The 15,022-nt window shown below is 64.5% G+C and carries 18 protein-coding genes; 11 read left to right on the top strand and 7 right to left on the bottom strand.

Annotation, left to right across the window (positions count from 1 at the left end; genetic code table 11):
• Window positions 1-12: 12 nt before the first annotated feature.
• The 5 genes from ispG to SBA_RS02890 form a co-directional block, all read right to left on the bottom strand.
• The gene (gene ispG / locus SBA_RS02910) at window positions 13-1,173 is read right to left on the bottom strand and encodes a flavodoxin-dependent (E)-4-hydroxy-3-methylbut-2-enyl-diphosphate synthase (protein WP_261935827.1); all 1,161 of its coding nucleotides are present in this window, start codon (window positions 1,171-1,173) and stop codon (window positions 13-15) included.
• Window positions 1,174-1,253: 80 nt separating this feature from the next.
• Window positions 1,254-2,558 (bottom strand): OmpP1/FadL family transporter, encoded by a 1,305-nt coding sequence (locus SBA_RS02905; protein ID WP_261935826.1) that lies wholly within the window; start codon window positions 2,556-2,558, stop codon window positions 1,254-1,256.
• A gap of 423 nt (window positions 2,559-2,981) precedes the next feature.
• Window positions 2,982-4,358, bottom strand: a complete 1,377-nt coding sequence (gene pgmG, locus SBA_RS02900; RefSeq protein WP_261935825.1) for a phosphoglucomutase/phosphomannomutase PgmG — start codon at window positions 4,356-4,358, stop codon at window positions 2,982-2,984.
• Window positions 4,355-4,798, bottom strand: a complete 444-nt coding sequence (locus SBA_RS02895) for a J domain-containing protein (RefSeq protein WP_224546601.1) — start codon at window positions 4,796-4,798, stop codon at window positions 4,355-4,357. The genes pgmG and SBA_RS02895 overlap by 4 nt, the downstream gene beginning before the upstream one ends.
• Window positions 4,798-5,604 carry a division plane positioning ATPase MipZ gene (locus tag SBA_RS02890; protein ID WP_224546602.1) on the bottom strand — a complete coding sequence of 269 codons (807 nt, stop codon included), beginning with the start codon at window positions 5,602-5,604 and terminating at the stop codon, window positions 4,798-4,800. Before SBA_RS02890 ends, SBA_RS02895 begins: the two co-directional genes overlap by 1 nt.
• 108 nt (window positions 5,605-5,712) lie before the next feature.
• On the opposite strand from SBA_RS02890, the gene panC reads away from it, so the two are divergent.
• On the top strand, window positions 5,713-6,558 hold the full coding sequence (panC, locus tag SBA_RS02885) for a pantoate--beta-alanine ligase (RefSeq protein ID WP_224546604.1): 846 nt from the start codon (window positions 5,713-5,715) through the stop codon (window positions 6,556-6,558).
• 66 nt (window positions 6,559-6,624) lie between these two features.
• On the opposite strand, the gene SBA_RS02880 is transcribed toward panC, so the two are convergent.
• Both SBA_RS02880 and hemE read right to left on the bottom strand, forming a co-directional pair.
• Entirely contained in the window at window positions 6,625-7,065 is a 441-nt protein-coding gene (locus tag SBA_RS02880) for a CopD family protein (RefSeq protein WP_261935824.1), read from the bottom strand.
• A gap of 54 nt (window positions 7,066-7,119) precedes the next feature.
• The gene (hemE, locus tag SBA_RS02875) at window positions 7,120-8,166 is read right to left on the bottom strand and encodes a uroporphyrinogen decarboxylase (RefSeq protein WP_261935823.1); all 1,047 of its coding nucleotides are present in this window, start codon (window positions 8,164-8,166) and stop codon (window positions 7,120-7,122) included.
• A gap of 292 nt (window positions 8,167-8,458) precedes the next feature.
• Here hemE and SBA_RS02870 point away from each other — a divergent pair, with 292 nt between their 5' ends.
• The 10 genes from SBA_RS02870 (at window position 8,459) to SBA_RS02825 (ending at window position 14,972) form a co-directional block, all read left to right on the top strand.
• Entirely contained in the window at window positions 8,459-9,286 is an 828-nt protein-coding gene (locus SBA_RS02870; protein WP_224546607.1) for a pyruvate, water dikinase regulatory protein, read from the top strand.
• Window positions 9,283-9,888, top strand: a complete 606-nt coding sequence (locus SBA_RS02865) for a Maf family protein (protein WP_261935822.1) — start codon at window positions 9,283-9,285, stop codon at window positions 9,886-9,888. Before SBA_RS02870 ends, SBA_RS02865 begins: the two co-directional genes overlap by 4 nt.
• On the top strand, window positions 9,885-10,709 hold the full coding sequence (gene aroE / locus SBA_RS02860) for a shikimate dehydrogenase (protein WP_261935821.1): 825 nt from the start codon (window positions 9,885-9,887) through the stop codon (window positions 10,707-10,709). Before SBA_RS02865 ends, aroE begins: the two co-directional genes overlap by 4 nt.
• Window positions 10,709-11,302: a dephospho-CoA kinase gene (coaE, locus tag SBA_RS02855; protein WP_261935820.1), complete on the top strand. Its 594-nt coding sequence runs from the start codon at window positions 10,709-10,711 to the stop codon at window positions 11,300-11,302. The genes aroE and coaE overlap by 1 nt, the downstream gene beginning before the upstream one ends.
• 32 nt (window positions 11,303-11,334) lie before the next feature.
• Window positions 11,335-12,027 (top strand): DNA polymerase III subunit epsilon, encoded by a 693-nt coding sequence (gene dnaQ / locus SBA_RS02850; protein ID WP_224546611.1) that lies wholly within the window; start codon window positions 11,335-11,337, stop codon window positions 12,025-12,027.
• Between the two features lie 86 nt (window positions 12,028-12,113).
• A complete protein-coding gene (gene hpf, locus SBA_RS02845; protein ID WP_224546612.1) occupies window positions 12,114-12,710 on the top strand; it encodes a ribosome hibernation-promoting factor, HPF/YfiA family in 597 nt (198 codons plus the stop codon).
• A 159-nt stretch (window positions 12,711-12,869) separates the two neighbouring features.
• Window positions 12,870-13,337 carry a PTS sugar transporter subunit IIA gene (locus tag SBA_RS02840; protein ID WP_224546613.1) on the top strand — a complete coding sequence of 156 codons (468 nt, stop codon included), beginning with the start codon at window positions 12,870-12,872 and terminating at the stop codon, window positions 13,335-13,337.
• Window positions 13,297-13,800, top strand: coding sequence for a PaaI family thioesterase (locus SBA_RS02835; RefSeq protein ID WP_224546615.1), 504 nt, complete (start codon window positions 13,297-13,299; stop codon window positions 13,798-13,800). Before SBA_RS02840 ends, SBA_RS02835 begins: the two co-directional genes overlap by 41 nt.
• On the top strand, window positions 13,790-14,131 hold the full coding sequence (locus SBA_RS02830; protein ID WP_261935819.1) for a DUF1491 family protein: 342 nt from the start codon (window positions 13,790-13,792) through the stop codon (window positions 14,129-14,131). The genes SBA_RS02835 and SBA_RS02830 overlap by 11 nt, the downstream gene beginning before the upstream one ends.
• Before the next feature lie 175 nt (window positions 14,132-14,306).
• Complete coding sequence (locus tag SBA_RS02825) at window positions 14,307-14,972, top strand: cell wall hydrolase (RefSeq protein WP_261935818.1); 666 nt, start codon at window positions 14,307-14,309, stop codon at window positions 14,970-14,972.
• The last annotated feature ends 50 nt before the right edge of the window (window positions 14,973-15,022 follow it).

Genomic DNA, 15,022 nt, shown 5'->3' with positions numbered 1-15,022 from the left:
GCGTCGCTCCGCTTATTCCGCCGCCTCCGCCTTGCCCGCATCGGTCATGTCGGATTCGGCCTTGGCCGCCTCGATTTCCGCCGCCTTGGCCTCGACCAGACGGACGATATGGTCGACCATGCCCTCGTCCTGCACGGTGTGATCGGTGATCCCCGACAGATAGACCATATGCTTGCCCGCGCCGCCGCCGGTCAGCCCGATGTCGGTCTCGCGCGCTTCGCCCGGACCGTTGACGACGCAGCCAAGCACCGAGAGCGAGAGCGGCGTGTGGATATGCTGGAGCCGTTCCTCCAGCGCCTGGACGGTGCGGATGACGTCGAAACCCTGGCGCGCGCAACTGGGGCAGGAGATGACCTTCACCCCGCGGGTACGGATGCCGAGCGATTTGAGGATCTCATAGCCGACGCGTACTTCCTCCTCCGGTTCGGCGGAGAGCGAAACGCGGATCGTGTCGCCGATGCCGGCCCAGAGCAGGTTGCCGATGCCGATCGCGCTTTTCACCGTGCCGCCGATCAGGCCGCCGGCCTCGGTGATGCCCAGATGCAGCGGGCAATCGACCGCGTCGGCGAGCTGCATATAGGCGGCTACCGCGAGGAACACGTCGCTGGCCTTCACCGCGACCTTATATGCGTGGAAATCCTGATCCTGCAGCAGCTTGATATGGTCGAGCGCAGATTCGACCAGTGCTTCGGGGCATGGCTCGCCATATTTTTCGAGCAGATCCTTCTCCAGCGACCCGGCGTTGACGCCGATGCGGATGGAGCAGCCATTGGCCTTGGCTGCGTCGACCACCTCCTTCACCCGCTTTTCCGACCCGATATTGCCCGGATTGATGCGCAGGCAGGCGGCGCCCGCATCGGCCGCTTCCAGCGCCCGCTTATAGTGGAAATGGATGTCGGCGACGATCGGCACGCGCGCGGCGCGGACGATCTGCTTGAGCGCGGCCGTCGATTCCTCGTCGGGGCAGGAGACGCGGATGATGTCGACCCCCGCCTCCTCGCAACGGCGGATCTGGTCGATCGTCGCCTTGACGTCATGGGTCAGCGTGTTCGTCATGGTCTGGACCGTGACAGGCGCGCCGCCGCCGACCGGCACATTGCCGACCATGATCTGGCGCGACTGCCGCCGCGCTATGTCGCGCCAGGGGCGCAGGCCGGGATTATGATCGGACATGAAAAAGGGGCTCCGTAAGCTACGAAGCCCCTATAGGGATTTTCGGTGACGGTTAGAAGCGCCCCCTGAAAATCAGGCCGTCAGAAGCGCAGCGTCGCGGAGGCCGCAACCTGGTCCGCATTGCCGCTGGTCTGCGCCAGCGTGGTGGCGGTGACGGTCGCGGGCGACGGGAAATAGCTGTCGGGCCGGATGATGTTCGCCTTTTCCACGAAGGTGTGCGCGTAGCTCAGATTCAGCGCGAAGGCGTCCGACATGTTCCAGGTTGCGCCACCGGTCAGCCAGACGCGGTCGCCATCGGGGACGCGGGTGGTCAAATGCTGCGGATTGGTCGGCGACCGGTCGAACATGGTGCCGGCGCGCACGGTGAAGGCCGGGCTGAGATCATATTCGCCGCCGACGCTGACCGAATAGCTGTCCTTATAATCCAGTTCCTTGTTGGTGGTGCCGGCGGCCGAGGTGACGGCGATGCCCTTGAAGCGCGACCAGTTATACCATTTGCCGGTGACCATCGCGCGCAACTGGGGCGTCAGCTTGTGCATCATGGAGACGGTGACGATGTCGGGCAGTTCCAGCGGGGCGGTGGCGGCGAATGCGCCGTTGCCTGCCGCGATCGGCCCGACCAGACCGGATACGGTCTGGGTGCCGGCCAGCTTGTGGCTGACGCCCGAGCGATAATGGACGCCCCAATTGGTGTCGCCGGTGGTGTAGAAGAGGCCGGCGTTCCAGCCCACCGACCAGTCGTCGCCCTTGAGCTGGGCAAAGCCGTCGGTGGTGACGAGGGGAGAGAGCTGCGGCAGCGCGTTGGTCAGCGTCGCCTTCACATATTGCACGTCGACGCCGCCGCCGATCGAGAGATTGTCGGTCAGCTTGTAGGCAGCCGAGGGCTGGATATTATAGGTTTTGAGGTCGGTGTAGAGCGAGTCATAGCGGCCGAAGAAGCCGTCATCATATTCCAGCTTCAGGCCGAAGGGGGCGTTGACGCCAAGGCCGACCCAGAGCCGGTCACTGACCTGCGCACTGGCGTAGAAGCTGGGAATGGGGATGACGCTTTCGAACGGATTGCCGCCATCATTGCCGCCGACCGGGACCGACAGGGGCGAGCCGGGGATGCTGCGACGGGTGCCGCGGTTGGTCTGGTGCGCCGACGCCATCAGCGCGACGCCGCCGACCGAGGTCTGGATACCCGACAACTGCGTCATCGCTGCCGGATTGAAATAGATGGTGGACGGATCGTCGCCAGCCGCCGCGCCGCCGGACAGCGCGCGCCCCGTTTCCTTGGGCGACTGTTCCTGCAGATAGAAGCCGCCGGCAAAAGCCGGAGCCGTCGACGCCAGCATGGCGCCGGTCAGGAGAAGAGCAGGAAAAAAGCGACCGCGAAGCAACATGGCAGATCCTCTACTGGACTTGATATTGGCCTTGATCGTGGGCGTTCGAACGCTCGACCGGCTATTTGGACCCAGCCCGATTATCAGGATTGTGGTTAAATTCCAGTGAGCGGATCGCCCGATTCGTCGCATTTCCGCGCCCACGGATCCGTCGGGACGACAGGACGCTACGGCAACAGGGCCGGAGAGCGGACGATGCGAGACGAAAAAAAAGCCGCCCCGAAGGACGGCCTTGAAGTTTTAGGAGAGGATGCCTGAAAGGCGGGTTCCTTTTGCGGTGCAGCGCATATTGTCGCAAATGCGAAACATGGTAGGACGATTGCGTTTTCTGCAATCGTTATCTGTTGACACGCTTTCCGTAAGGGAAAGTGGCAGAAAAAAACTGATAGCGATACCAAATTATAGGGTGTCGATAGGCGTTTTTCAGGCTGATACCACCCGGATGACACCCGAATCGGCCAGTTGCGCATCCATTTGAGCGATCAGTCGCGCCAGTCCTGCCTCGTCGGCTGATTCGGCGCGCGCCACCAGCGCAGCCTCGGTATTGGATGCCCGCAATAGCCACCAGCCATCGTCGGTGCGGACCCGCACGCCGTCGATGGCGCAGATATCGGCGCCTGCGGCCTGAAGGCGCGCAAGGATATCGGCCACCACCGCGAACTTGCGCGATTCCGCCACAGGGAAGCGCCATTCCGGCGTGATGACGCTGGTCGGCATCCCATCGTGCAACGCGCTCAGGCTCCGCCCCAGCGATCCCACGGCGCGGATCAGGCGGACGGCGGCATAGAGGCCGTCGTCATAGCCGGGATACTCGTCGGCGAAAAACAGATGGCCGGAGGTTTCGCCACCCAACGGGCTGCCAATCTGCTTCATTCTGGACTTGATATGGCTGTGACCGGTCTTCCACATGTCGGGCCGTCCACCCAGCGCGGTGATGCGGTCGAACAGGGTCTGGCTGGCCTTCACATCCGCCACGACCGGCGCGCCCGGCCGCTTTTCCAATATGATCTGCGCGAAGAGTCCGAGCAACTGGTCGCCCGCGATTGTCCGGCCCAGCCCGTCGATCACGCCGATCCGGTCGCCATCACCATCGAAAGCCACGCCGAAATCGAGCTGTTTGGCAAGGACGAGCGCGCGCAGATCGGCCAGATTCCGCTCCTGGGAAGGATCGGGATGATGATGGGGAAAATGGCCGTCTATATCGGTGAAGAGCAGATGATGCTCACCGGGCAGGAGCTGCGCCAGCTTCTCCACCACCGGCCCGGCGGCGCCATTGCCCGCGTCCCAGCCGATGCGAAGCGCCGGGCCGTCAAAACCCTGCATCATGCGCGCAACATAGGCATCGATGACATCGACCGTTTCGACATGCCCCGCGCCGCTTTCCCAGTCGCCCGCCGCCGCCAGGGCGCCCAGCCGCTGAATATCGTCGCCGAAAAAGGGCGCGTGACGGTGGACCAGCTTGAAGCCATTCTGGTCGCCGGGATTATGGCTGCCGGTTATCTGGACGCCGCCATCCACATCGCTCGCCATTTCGGCATGATATAGCATCGGCGTCGGGCCAAGGCCGATGCGCCGCACGCCGATGCCGGTCGCGGCCAATCCCGCGACCAGTGCCTTTTCCAGCATCGGCGAACTGAGTCGCCCGTCATAACCGACCGCGATATGCCGTCCGCCGGCGCGGGCGACGATCGTGCCGAAGCTGCGGCCCAGTGCCCAGGCGTCGGCGACATGCAGCGTGTCACCCACCCTGCCGCGCAGATCATAGTCGCGCAGCAGCGTCGGGTCGAAACGATGGGTCAAAGCGGGGTCTGGTCATCGAGCAGCAGGTCGCGCGCGGCATTGATCTGGGCGGCAAGCGCTTCGGTGCCCCCTTTGTCGGGGTGGACCGAGGCGATCAGGCGGCGATGGGCGGCGCGGATCGTGGGCGCGTCGGCATCGGGACCAACGCCCAGCAGGGCGCGCGCTTTCGCGACGTCAGCATCCGCCTGCGGGGGTGAGGCGGGCGCTGCGGGGCGTTTGCGCACCTTCACCTTCGCCTTGGCATTGCCCTGCTTCGCGAAGAAGAGCGCCGCGCCGATCAACAGGGGCGCGCCGATCACCGGCTTGCCCTTGGCCGCCAGCACCGCGCCCACCAGCGCCGCCCCCAATGCCATGCCATCCTTAGCCGTCATGCGTTGCAGCTTTCCCGTCCAGATCAGCCAGATCGCCACGGCGGCCAGCGCAAGAGCGAACATGCCCATCAGGCCGCGCCGAGCAGATCCACAGACGTCATGCCATCGCGCGTCGGCAGGGCGAGCCCCGCCACCATCTCGCGCAATTCCTGGCGCGCGGCGATATGGCTGACCCCCAGTTCGCCCAGATGCCCCTTGTCGAGCAAGGTCAGACCCGAGGGAAAGAGTTCGCGGAAGATGACGCGTTCCGACAGGCCGGGAATGACGCGGAAGCCGACGCGGCGGGACAATTCCATCAGCGCGTCGCCCACGCGCTTCTTGTTGCGCGCGTCATGATGCTGGACACGGTTGCGCAGCACCACCCAGTCGATCGCGACGCCGTCGACCTTTGCCCGCGTCTTGCGCGCTTCGAAGATGAGTTCGGAATAGAAGGACAGGCGACGGACCTTGAAGGTTTCCGGGTCGACCTGGCCGATCAGGTCGAAATCGACGAAACTGTCGTTCATCGGCGTGACCAGCGTGTTGGCGTGGGGCGCGAGATGCCGGGCATAGATATCGTCGCGGCCGGGCGTGTCCACGACCAGGAAATCCTTGTCCGCCGCCAGCGTGACGACCTGATCGTCCAGCGCGGCGATGCTGTCGCCGGTGAAGACGGCGAAATCGGGCGTGGGCAGGTCGATGCTGCGGCGGCGCGCGGTATCGAGGCGATTTTCCATATAGCGGGTGACGGTGCGCTGGCGCGGATCGAGGTCGATCATGCCGACGCGATGACCGAGCGCGCTCAAGGCGATGGCGGTGTGGACCGCCGTGGTCGACTTGCCGGTGCCGCCCTTTTCATTGGCGAAGACGATGAGATGCGGCTGCGGATTGCCCATTGACCCCAGATAACCCCGTTGATTGTCGCAATGTTTGTTGACGGTCGCGCCGGCACGAGCCTAGCAGGACACCCCTATCCTGTCGCCCTTATCGGAGCCGTTCCTTCCGTGCAAACGCTGCGTGACCTGCCCGCCCTTCGTGCCGCCGTCGATGCGCTGAAAAGCGATGGAAAACCGCTGGTCCTGGTGCCTACCATGGGCGCGCTGCATGACGGGCATATGGCGTTGGTGGAGGAAGCGCGGCGGCACGGACGGCATGTCGTCGTATCGATCTTCGTCAATCCCCGACAGTTCGGGCCGAACGAGGATCTCGACGCCTATCCCCGGCGCGAGGCGAAAGATGCGCAGTTGCTGGCGGCAGCCGGCATCGACATCTTGTGGATGCCCACCGTCGATGTCATGTACCCGGCCGGCTATGCCACCAATATCGGCGTGTCGGGGGTCAGCGAAGGGCTGGACGGCGCGGCGCGGCCGGGCCATTTCGATGGCGTGTCCACGGTCGTCGCCAAGCTGTTCAACCAGGTGCGGCCCGATGTCGCGATTTTCGGCGAGAAGGATTATCAGCAACTGGCGGTGATCCGGCGGATGGTGATCGACCTCGATCTGGGAATCGAGATTGTCGGGATGCCGACCCAGCGGGCCGAGGATGGCCTCGCCCTCTCCTCCCGCAACGCCTATCTCAGCGAAGATGAGCGCAAGGCGGCGCTGGCCCTGCCCCGCGCGCTGGGCGAGGCGAAGCGACAGATCGAGAGGGGCGAACCGGTCGATGGCGCGCTGGCCAGGGCGATCGCGACGCTGGCGGCGCATGGCTTCGATCCGATCGACTATGTGACGCTGTGCGACGCGGCGACGCTGGAACCGATGGCAGTGCTGGACCGCACGGCGCGGCTGCTGGGCGCAGCGAAGCTGGGCAAGACCCGGCTGATCGACAATATCGCGGTCGATCCGGCTTAACTTCGCACTTCCCGCCTATACCGCCTTCAGCGGCTGTGGCGCTCCCCAAACAGCTTTGGGGAGGATTTAGAAGGGCTTCACGATCACCGCGATGACGATCACCGCGGCGGCGATGCCGGGGATTTCGTTCATCATGCGCAACTGCTTGTCGCTGAGCGGACGCTGGCCCCGCGCCAGCTTCTTGGCATAGCCCGCAATCCAGCCATGATAGCCCGACAGGCCGAGGACGAAGAGCAGTTTCAGGTGGAACCAGCCGAAATGCCAGGCGCCGATTTCCACCATCAGCATCAGCCCGAACAGCCAGACCAGCACCAGCGACGGGTTGAGGATGATCTTGAGCAACCGTCCCTCGCGCTCGATCCATCTTTTGTCCTCGGGCGAGCCTGGCGCGGTTTCCTGATGATAGACGAAGAAGCGCGGCATCATGAACAGACCCGCCATCAGGAAGATGACGAAGATGACATGGGCGGCCTTCACCCAGAGATAGGCGGCGCCGAGATAGGCCATCAGGCGTAAACTCCCTTAATCGATGTCACGTCAGACGGCTCGCAAATCGCAACATCAAGATCTTCGCACATAGCTAATGAGCGCTTCGACATGCGCAATGGGCGTGTCGGGCAAAATGCCATGGCCCAGGTTCATGATGTGCGGCCGGTCGGCGAAGGCGGCGCGGATCCTGTCGACCGATTCCTCCACCACGCGCCCGCCCGCGATCAGCGCCAGCGGATCGAGATTGCCCTGCACCGGCATGCCTTGCGGCAGCGCCGCGTTGGCCCAGTGCGGATCGATGGTTTCGTCGACGCCGACCGCATCGACCCCGGTCTGGGCGGCATAATCGGCCAGTTTCGCGCCGGCGCCCTTGGGGAAACCGATGATAGGAATATCGGGGTGCAGCGCCTTGAGCTGCGCGACGATGCGCTTGTTCGGCTCGATCACCCAGCGCTGGAATTGCGCGGGCGACAGGCTGCCGGCCCAGCTGTCGAACAGTTGCACCGCTTCCACGCCCGCGTCGATCTGGCCGGAGAGATAGGTGACGGTCGCATCGACGATGGCGTCGATCAGCGCGGCGAAACGATCGGGTTCCTTATAGGCCATGCGGCGGGCGAGACCATGATCCTTGCTGCCCTGCCCCGCCACCATATAGGTCGCAACGGTCCAGGGACTGCCCGCAAAGCCCAGGAAAGTGACCGCAGGGTCCAGCGCCGCCTTCACCTGCCGCACCGTCTCGTAGACCGCCTCGAAGCGGCTATAATCGGGCGTCAGCGCGGACAGGTCGGTTTCGGCAAGGATCGGGGCGAGACGCGGGCCTTCTCCAGCCTCGAACCAGAGATCCTGGCCCATGGCATAGGGCACGATCAAAATGTCGGAAAAGAGGATCGCGCCGTCGAAGCCGAAGCGGCGCAGGGGCTGGAGCGTTACCTCCGCCGCGGCCGGGCTGTCATAGACCAGTTCCAGGAACCCGCCCTTGTCCGCCCGCAGCGCGCGATATTCGGGCAGATAGCGTCCGGCCTGGCGCATCAGCCACATTGGCGGGACGGCGGGACGCTCGCCCCTGAGAACGGCCATGAGCGGTTTGGCGGGACGGTCGCTCGGCGCGTCGGGGCTCATCTATAGTCTCTCTTATTATTAAGATTCAAAAAGGATGATGGAGATAGTAGGGCGGTTGGCAGCGGGGTTTATGCGTTGCGCCCGGATTTGCCAACAGCTTGACTCAGGGACGCCGCGCTTTGCCGTCCGAGTCACCATGGTCATCCACGCTATCCACAGGCTGTGGATGAAAATACGGGTCTGTTGGGGGCATGTGGATAAGATTCCCGGCTCCGGGGATGGCGGAAAGGCGTGTTTTTATCCCCTATTTCATCCCTTGCTTTATCCACAGCCTGCCCACAGAGATAGGCCCATGGCGCGCATCCACCTGCATCTCCTGTCTGACTCCACCGGCGAAACGCTGGAGAATATCGCCAAGGCGGCGATCGGCCTGTTCGAAAATGTCGAGGCGATCCGGCATTTCTGGCCGATGGTGCGGTCCGATGTCCATCTCGACCGGATCATGGAGGAAATCAGCGCCAATCCCGGCCTCGTCCTCTTCACCCTGACCAACCATCCCCTGCGCAAGCGGCTGGAGACGCGCTGCCGCGCGCTCGGCCTGCCCCATGTAGCGGCGCTCGACAGCGTGGCCGACGCCCTGTCCAACATATTGGGGCAGGAGACGCGGACCCGGCCGGGGCGCAAGCATATATTGGACGAAGCCTATTTCGCTCGGATCGAGGCGATTCAGTTCACCATCGCCCATGACGATGGCGTGGGGCATGAAAATTGGGAAGAGGCCGATATCGTGCTGGCCGGGGTGTCGCGCGCGTCCAAGACGCCGACGTCGATCTACCTCGCCAATCGCGGCTACAAGACCGCCAATATCCCGCTGGTCCCGGAATCGCCGCCGCCGCGCAATCTCTATAGCCTCAAGCATCCCATGGTCGTCGGGCTGACCGTCAGCCCCGAACGGCTGATCCAGATACGCCGCAACCGGCTGCTCTCGCTCAACCAGGCGCCCGAAACAGCCTATGTCGATAATGAGAAGGTGCAGGAGGAACTGGCTTTCGCCCGGCGCATGTTCGCCGACAATGGCTGGCCGGTGATCGACATGACCCGGCGATCGATCGAGGAGGCCGCCGCGGCCATCATCAACCTGTTCAACGATCGCGAACTGGCGGAAGGCGTGGAGGCATGATCGTGCTGGCGTCCCAGAGCGCGAGCCGCAGGGCGATGTTGACCGCCGCCCAGGTGCCGTTCGAAACCCTCTCGCCCGGCGTCGACGAGGAGGCCGCCAAGGACGCGCTGCGCGCCGACGGGCTGGACGCGCGCGCGCTGGCCGATGCGCTGGCGGAGTTGAAGGCGCTGAAGGTGTCGCGCCGGGTGCCGGGCGCGCTGGTGCTGGGCTGCGACCAGACGCTGAGTATCGGCGATGGCCCGGATCGCGGCGCCATGATCGACAAGGCGGTGGATCGCGCCGATGCGACACGGATATTGCAGCTATTGTCGGGCCGGGTCCATCATCTCCACAGTGCGGCGGTGATGGTGCTGAACGGCGAACCGATCTGGCGCCATATCGAGCGGGTACGGATGACGGTGCGGCCTTTGTCCGACGCGTTCATCGCCGCCTATCTCGATAGTGACTGGGAGGAACTGCGCTGGTGCGTGGGCTGCTACCGGATCGAGGGACCGGGCGCGCAGTTGTTCAGCAAGGTCGAGGGCAGCCAGTTTGCGATTCAGGGCTTGCCGTTGCTGCCGCTGCTTGACTTTCTGCGCGTGCGCGGCGTTTTGGCGGCATGAGCGATACCCTCCCCTATGCTGAGGTCATCGGTGATCCGATCGACCATAGCAAATCCCCCCTGATCCATAATTTCTGGCTGAATGCGCTGGATATCGAGGCGGAATATAGGAAGACCCATGTGACGCCGCAGGGGCTGGCCGCCTATTTCCTGATGCGGCGCAGCGATCCCGACTGGCTGGGCTGCAACGTCACCTTGCCCCACAAGATCGCGGTGATGGACTATGTCGACGATCCGGGTGGAGTGCGGGAACGGATCGGCGCGGTCAACACCATCGCCAGCGAAACCGGCGGGCCGCTGATCGGCACCAATACCGACGCGGGTGGCTTCCTCCAGCCGCTGCTGCGCGACAAGTGGAAGGGGCAGAGCGCCGTGATCGTCGGATCGGGCGGCGCAGCGCGGGCGATCCTGTTCGCCCTGTCCAGTCTGGGCGTGCCGGACATCAGTATCATGGCGCGCGACGTCGGCAAGGCGCAGGCGCTGTTCGACCGCAGCGGTACGCCGGGTCGGGCGATCGCCATGGATGACCGGGTGCCCACCGCCGACCTGCTGGTCAATTCGACCTCGCTCGGTATGGTCGGCCAGCCGGTGCTGGAGCTGGACCTTAGCCTTTTGGCGGAGGACGCGACGGTCTATGACATCGTCTATGCGCCGCTGGAAACCGGGTTGCTCAAGGCGGCAAAAGCGCGCGGTCTGAAAACGCTCGACGGCCTGGAAATGCTGATCGGCCAGGCGGCGCTCGCCTTCGACATCTTCTTCGACGCGCAGGCGCCCCGCGATCTGGACGAGGAATTGCGCGCGCTGCTGCTCGCGGCGGACTGATGAAAGTCTATGGCCTGACCGGATCGATCGGCATGGGCAAGTCGGCCGTGGCGGCGATGCTGCGGCGCGAAGGCGTGCCCGTGTTCGATGCCGATGCGCAGGTGCATCGGCTTCAGGGACCGGGCGGCGCGCTGCTCCCCGCGATCGAGGCGCGCTTTCCCGGCACGACCGGGCCGAAGGGGGTGGATCGCGCGAAACTGGGCGCGGCGGTGTTCGGCCATCCGCAGGAGCGGCGGGCGCTGGAGGCGATCGTCCATCCCGCGGTGCAGGCGGCGCGGCGGCTGTTCCTGCGCCGGCACCGGTCGCGCGCATTCGTGGTCCTAGACATTCCGCTATTGTTCGAAACCCAGGGGCAGAAACGGCTGGACGGCGTCATCGTCGTGACCGCGCCGGCATGGAAACAGCGCAAGCGCGTCCTGGCCCGGCCAGGCATGACCGCGACGAAATTCCGCCAGATTCTGACGTTGCAGACGCCCGATGCGGAAAAGCGGCGGCGGGCGGACCATATCATCCACACCGGCGCAACCTTCACCGACACCCGCGCGCAGGTGCGGCGTCTCGCCGCTTGCCTTGGCGCGCAGACAGGTCGATAAGGGTTGGCCCACAGAGTCGATTGAAGAGGGCGATGCGCGAGATCATTTTCGACACCGAAACGACAGGATTCGATCCGGCGTCCGGCGACAGGCTGGTCGAGATCGGCTGCATCGAACTGATCAACCGGGTGCCGTCCGGTCGCACCTTCCACGCTTATTATAATCCGCAACGCGACATGCCCGCCGCCGCCGAAGCGGTGCATGGCCTGTCGAGCCATTTCCTGTCGGACAAGCCGCTGTTCCACACCGGCGCCGCCGACCTGCTCGCCTTTCTGGAGGATAGTCCGCTGGTCGCGCATAATGCGCGGTTCGACTTCGGCTTCCTCAATCATGAATTGCGGCGCTGCGGCCATGCCGACGTGTCGATGGATCGCATGATCGATACGGTGGCGATCGCCCGGACGCTGCATCCCGGCGCCAAGCACAGCCTGGACGCGCTCTGCACCCGTTACGGCATCGACCGCAGCCATCGCGTCAAGCATGGCGCGCTGCTCGACGCCGAATTGCTGGCGCAACTTTATATCGAACTGACCGGCGGCCGTCAGATCGGCCTGGGTCTGGCACAGGAGGAAGAGAAAGAGATCGTCGGGGTGGAACTGTCGGCTGGCGCCGTGGTTCGCCCTGTTCGTCCTGCACGCGTCTTTACAGCCAGCGCGCAGGAGCTGGAGCGGCATGCGGCGTTCATCGCGACGCTCACCAAGCCGCTCTGGCTGGAGGAGGCCTGAGACAAGCCGGTCCCTGACTGGTCCTCATGTCTCCACACCAACCGGGTCGCCTTCCTGGCGATCCGGCAAGAATAAGGAGAAGGCATATGGACATTCGCATTTCCGGGCATCAGGTCGAAACGGGTGAGGCGCTCAAGAGCCATGTCACCGACCGTTTGGAGGCGATGGCCGAGAAATATTTCTCCCGCACGATTTCCGCTCATGTGACCTTTCGCAAGGCGCCCCATGGCGCCTTCCACTGCGATATCGTGTGCCATGTCATGACCGGCCTGATCCTGAAAGGAGCCGGCGAAGCGCAGGAGGCGCATCCATCCTTCGACCAGGCGTCCGACCGTATCGAAAAGCAATTGCGTCGCTATATGCGCCGCCTCAAGGATCGCAGCAGTCAGGCGGCCGCAGCCGAAGCACAGCGGACCAACGGTTATAGCGTCGATGATATCGACGGCGCCGGCTACACCATCTTCGCCGGTCATGCGGAGGACGAGGAAGAAGCCGCCGATGCGCCGCTGATCGTGGCGGAAACCCGCGTCGACATTCCCGAAGCCAGCGTTTCGGACGCAGTGATGATGCTGGACCTGCGCAACACCAATGCGCTGTTGTTCCTTAATGCCGGCACATCGGCCTATAACATGGTCTATCGTCGCCATGACGGGACCATTGGATGGGTCGAGCCCCGTGGCTGACGCCATGGGTGGTGACTGGGTCGGTCCGCGCGGCTGACCCCACGCCCGGCCCCGGCCGCCTGTTGACCTGATGGTGCGGGCGGCTTATGGGGCCGGGCTTTCATTGTCCGAGGAAAGCGCGAAGACTATGCCGCGCGGCTCGGCCGTTTCGGATTGACCATGGTTCATTTCAACGACATCGTTTCGCCCGAAGCGCTCGCCACGGGCCTGTCGGCGAACGGCAAGAAACAATTGTTCCAGAAGATCGCCGGGCTGGCCGCCTGCGCCTATGATCTGGATGCCGACGAAGTCGGTGACGCCCTGTTCGAGCGTGAGCGGCTGGGGTCGACCGGCTTTGGCGGCGGCGTCGCCATTCCCCATGCGAAGATCGCTGGCCTGTCCAAGATGTGCGGCGTAGTCGTGCTGCTCGATCCAGCGGTGCCGTTCGACGCGGTGGACGAAGCGCCGGTGGACGTCGTCTTCGCCCTGCTGTCGCCGGTCGACAGCGGCGCGGAGCATTTGAAGACCCTGGCGCGCGTGTCGCGCTATCTGCGCGATGAAGGCCAGGTGGCCCGGCTGCGCGGCGCTCAGTCGACCGGCGCGCTCCATGCGCTGCTGGCGGGCGGCGGGGCGCGTGACGCAGCCTGAGCTGCACCCCGGCAGCGGCGCGAGCGGCGAAGCGGCGCATTTTCGCGCGCTGGAGAATCTCTATCGTTCGGCGCCGATCAACCGGCTGTTCCGGTCGGACCTCACCATCCGTGAACCGGGCCGCTCGGTGATCGATTTCGACGTCGACGAAAGCCAGTTCCACGCCGCGGGCGCGGTACATGGCACCGTCTATTTCAAGATGCTGGATGACGCGGCCTTCTACGCCGCCAACAGCCTGGTCAGCGACCGTTTCCTGCTGACCACCGCCTTCAACCTGCTGTTCACCCGTCCGATCGCGCCGGGCCGGATTCGCGCCGAGGGCCGCTGGATCAGCGGCAAGCGCCGGGTCTATGTCGCCGAAGCGAGCCTGATCGATTCCGATGGCGAAGAGGTCGGGCGCGGCACCGGCACCTTCATGCGATCGCAATTTCCGCTCTCCTCGCTGCCGGGCTATGGCGCCTGAAGCCCGGCTTACCAGCGCAATGCTGGTGGGTGCATTGCGGCGGCGGGTCGCGGCCGCGGGCGGCTTTGCCACGATCCTGGTCAGAGGCGACGCGATCAGTGGCGTGATTCTGGTCCAGACGCTGGAAAAAGGCCAGGAATCGGGTCTTTTCGAGCGGGTGTCGAACTTTGCCGGGGGTCATGCGTTGATGCGCTGTGGTCCTTCGGTCGAAGAGGGGACTGAGGCGCTCGCCGATTATGTGGCGCGCCGGCGCAAGTCGGACCCCGACCTGTGGATAATAGAACTCGACATCCCGGAAGCGGAACGGTTTGCCGCTGAAACACTCTGCTGATCGTTGACTCATCGCAATGGTTTGGGCACAGGCCGCCCACGCCAACGCGCAGGTTGCCGAATTCGCCCATTGGGGGGCGGGGCCGGTAAACACGCAGACGGGGGGCGGCCGAACGTCATAGAATATGTGTTGAAAACGACGTTGCTGGCCAATAACCGCATGTTTTTGAGTAGTAATGAGTTTTCGTCTGAAAGCTGCCATCGCCGCAGCCTTTGCCCTGTCCGCCGCCGCGGCGGTCACGGCGTCCGACATGTCGATCGCTGGCGAATCGATCGCCACGGCCACCTCTCTCCCCCGGACGTTCCCGCAAACGTCTCCGACTGGCGCGCAGTCCGCCGTCATTTTCGCCGCGCCGCGTGAAGTTACGCAGCCGCTGGCATCGGCCAACAAGGCCACAACCGAATTTTCCACCGATTCCGACACGCAGGCAACCAGCCTCGCTGCTCTGGTCGACGCCCAGGGCGCACCCGAGGAGCTGGAAGGCGACATGCATTGCCTGGCCGGCGCGGTCTATTTCGAATCCAAGGGCGAAAGCCTGGAAGGCCAGTTGGCTGTCGCGCGCGTCATCATCAACCGGGCCAAGTCCGGCCGCTTCGCCGACAGCCTGTGCGGCGTCGTCTATCAGCCCAGCCAGTTCAGCTTCGTGCGGGGCCATTCGATGCCGGCCGTGCGCGCCGACAGCCGTAGCTGGCGCGAAGCCGTCGCCATCGCCCAGATCGCGATGAACGACAGCTGGGACAGCCGCGCGGAAGGCGCGCTCTTCTTCCACGCCCGCCGGGTTTCGCCGGGCTGGGGCAAGGCCAAGCTGGCGATGATCGACAATCATATCTTCTATCGGTGAGGAGCGGGCGCGGGAACGCGCCGGTTCGCGATAGCGAAAGCGTCAGGCCG

It is taken from the genome of Sphingomonas bisphenolicum (assembly GCF_024349785.1).
GTDB classification, from domain to species: Bacteria; Pseudomonadota; Alphaproteobacteria; order Sphingomonadales; family Sphingomonadaceae; genus Sphingobium; species Sphingobium bisphenolicum.
The sequence above is the reverse complement of the archived record's forward strand: the minus strand, read 5'-3'. Positions and strand labels throughout refer to the sequence as shown.

What these genes read in the sequence shown, in the direction of transcription:
- ispG (WP_261935827.1), bottom strand. Translation starts at nt 1,173, where the DNA reads ATGTCCGATCATAATCCCGGCCTGCGCCCCTGGCGCGACATAGCGCGG.
- SBA_RS02905 (WP_261935826.1), bottom strand. Translation starts at nt 2,558, where the DNA reads ATGTTGCTTCGCGGTCGCTTTTTTCCTGCTCTTCTCCTGACCGGCGCC.
- SBA_RS02895 (WP_224546601.1), bottom strand. Translation starts at nt 4,798, where the DNA reads ATGGGCATGTTCGCTCTTGCGCTGGCCGCCGTGGCGATCTGGCTGATC.
- SBA_RS02890 (WP_224546602.1), bottom strand. Translation starts at nt 5,604, where the DNA reads ATGGGCAATCCGCAGCCGCATCTCATCGTCTTCGCCAATGAAAAGGGC.
- SBA_RS02880 (WP_261935824.1), bottom strand. Translation starts at nt 7,065, where the DNA reads ATGGCCTATCTCGGCGCCGCCTATCTCTGGGTGAAGGCCGCCCATGTC.
- hemE (WP_261935823.1), bottom strand. Translation starts at nt 8,166, where the DNA reads ATGAGCCCCGACGCGCCGAGCGACCGTCCCGCCAAACCGCTCATGGCC.
- SBA_RS02870 (WP_224546607.1), top strand. Translation starts at nt 8,459, where the DNA reads ATGGCGCGCATCCACCTGCATCTCCTGTCTGACTCCACCGGCGAAACG.
- SBA_RS02865 (WP_261935822.1), top strand. Translation starts at nt 9,283, where the DNA reads ATGATCGTGCTGGCGTCCCAGAGCGCGAGCCGCAGGGCGATGTTGACC.
- aroE (WP_261935821.1), top strand. Translation starts at nt 9,885, where the DNA reads ATGAGCGATACCCTCCCCTATGCTGAGGTCATCGGTGATCCGATCGAC.
- coaE (WP_261935820.1), top strand. Translation starts at nt 10,709, where the DNA reads ATGAAAGTCTATGGCCTGACCGGATCGATCGGCATGGGCAAGTCGGCC.
- dnaQ (WP_224546611.1), top strand. Translation starts at nt 11,335, where the DNA reads ATGCGCGAGATCATTTTCGACACCGAAACGACAGGATTCGATCCGGCG.
- hpf (WP_224546612.1), top strand. Translation starts at nt 12,114, where the DNA reads ATGGACATTCGCATTTCCGGGCATCAGGTCGAAACGGGTGAGGCGCTC.
- SBA_RS02840 (WP_224546613.1), top strand. Translation starts at nt 12,870, where the DNA reads ATGGTTCATTTCAACGACATCGTTTCGCCCGAAGCGCTCGCCACGGGC.
- SBA_RS02835 (WP_224546615.1), top strand. Translation starts at nt 13,297, where the DNA reads ATGCGCTGCTGGCGGGCGGCGGGGCGCGTGACGCAGCCTGAGCTGCAC.
- SBA_RS02830 (WP_261935819.1), top strand. Translation starts at nt 13,790, where the DNA reads ATGGCGCCTGAAGCCCGGCTTACCAGCGCAATGCTGGTGGGTGCATTG.
- SBA_RS02825 (WP_261935818.1), top strand. Translation starts at nt 14,307, where the DNA reads ATGAGTTTTCGTCTGAAAGCTGCCATCGCCGCAGCCTTTGCCCTGTCC.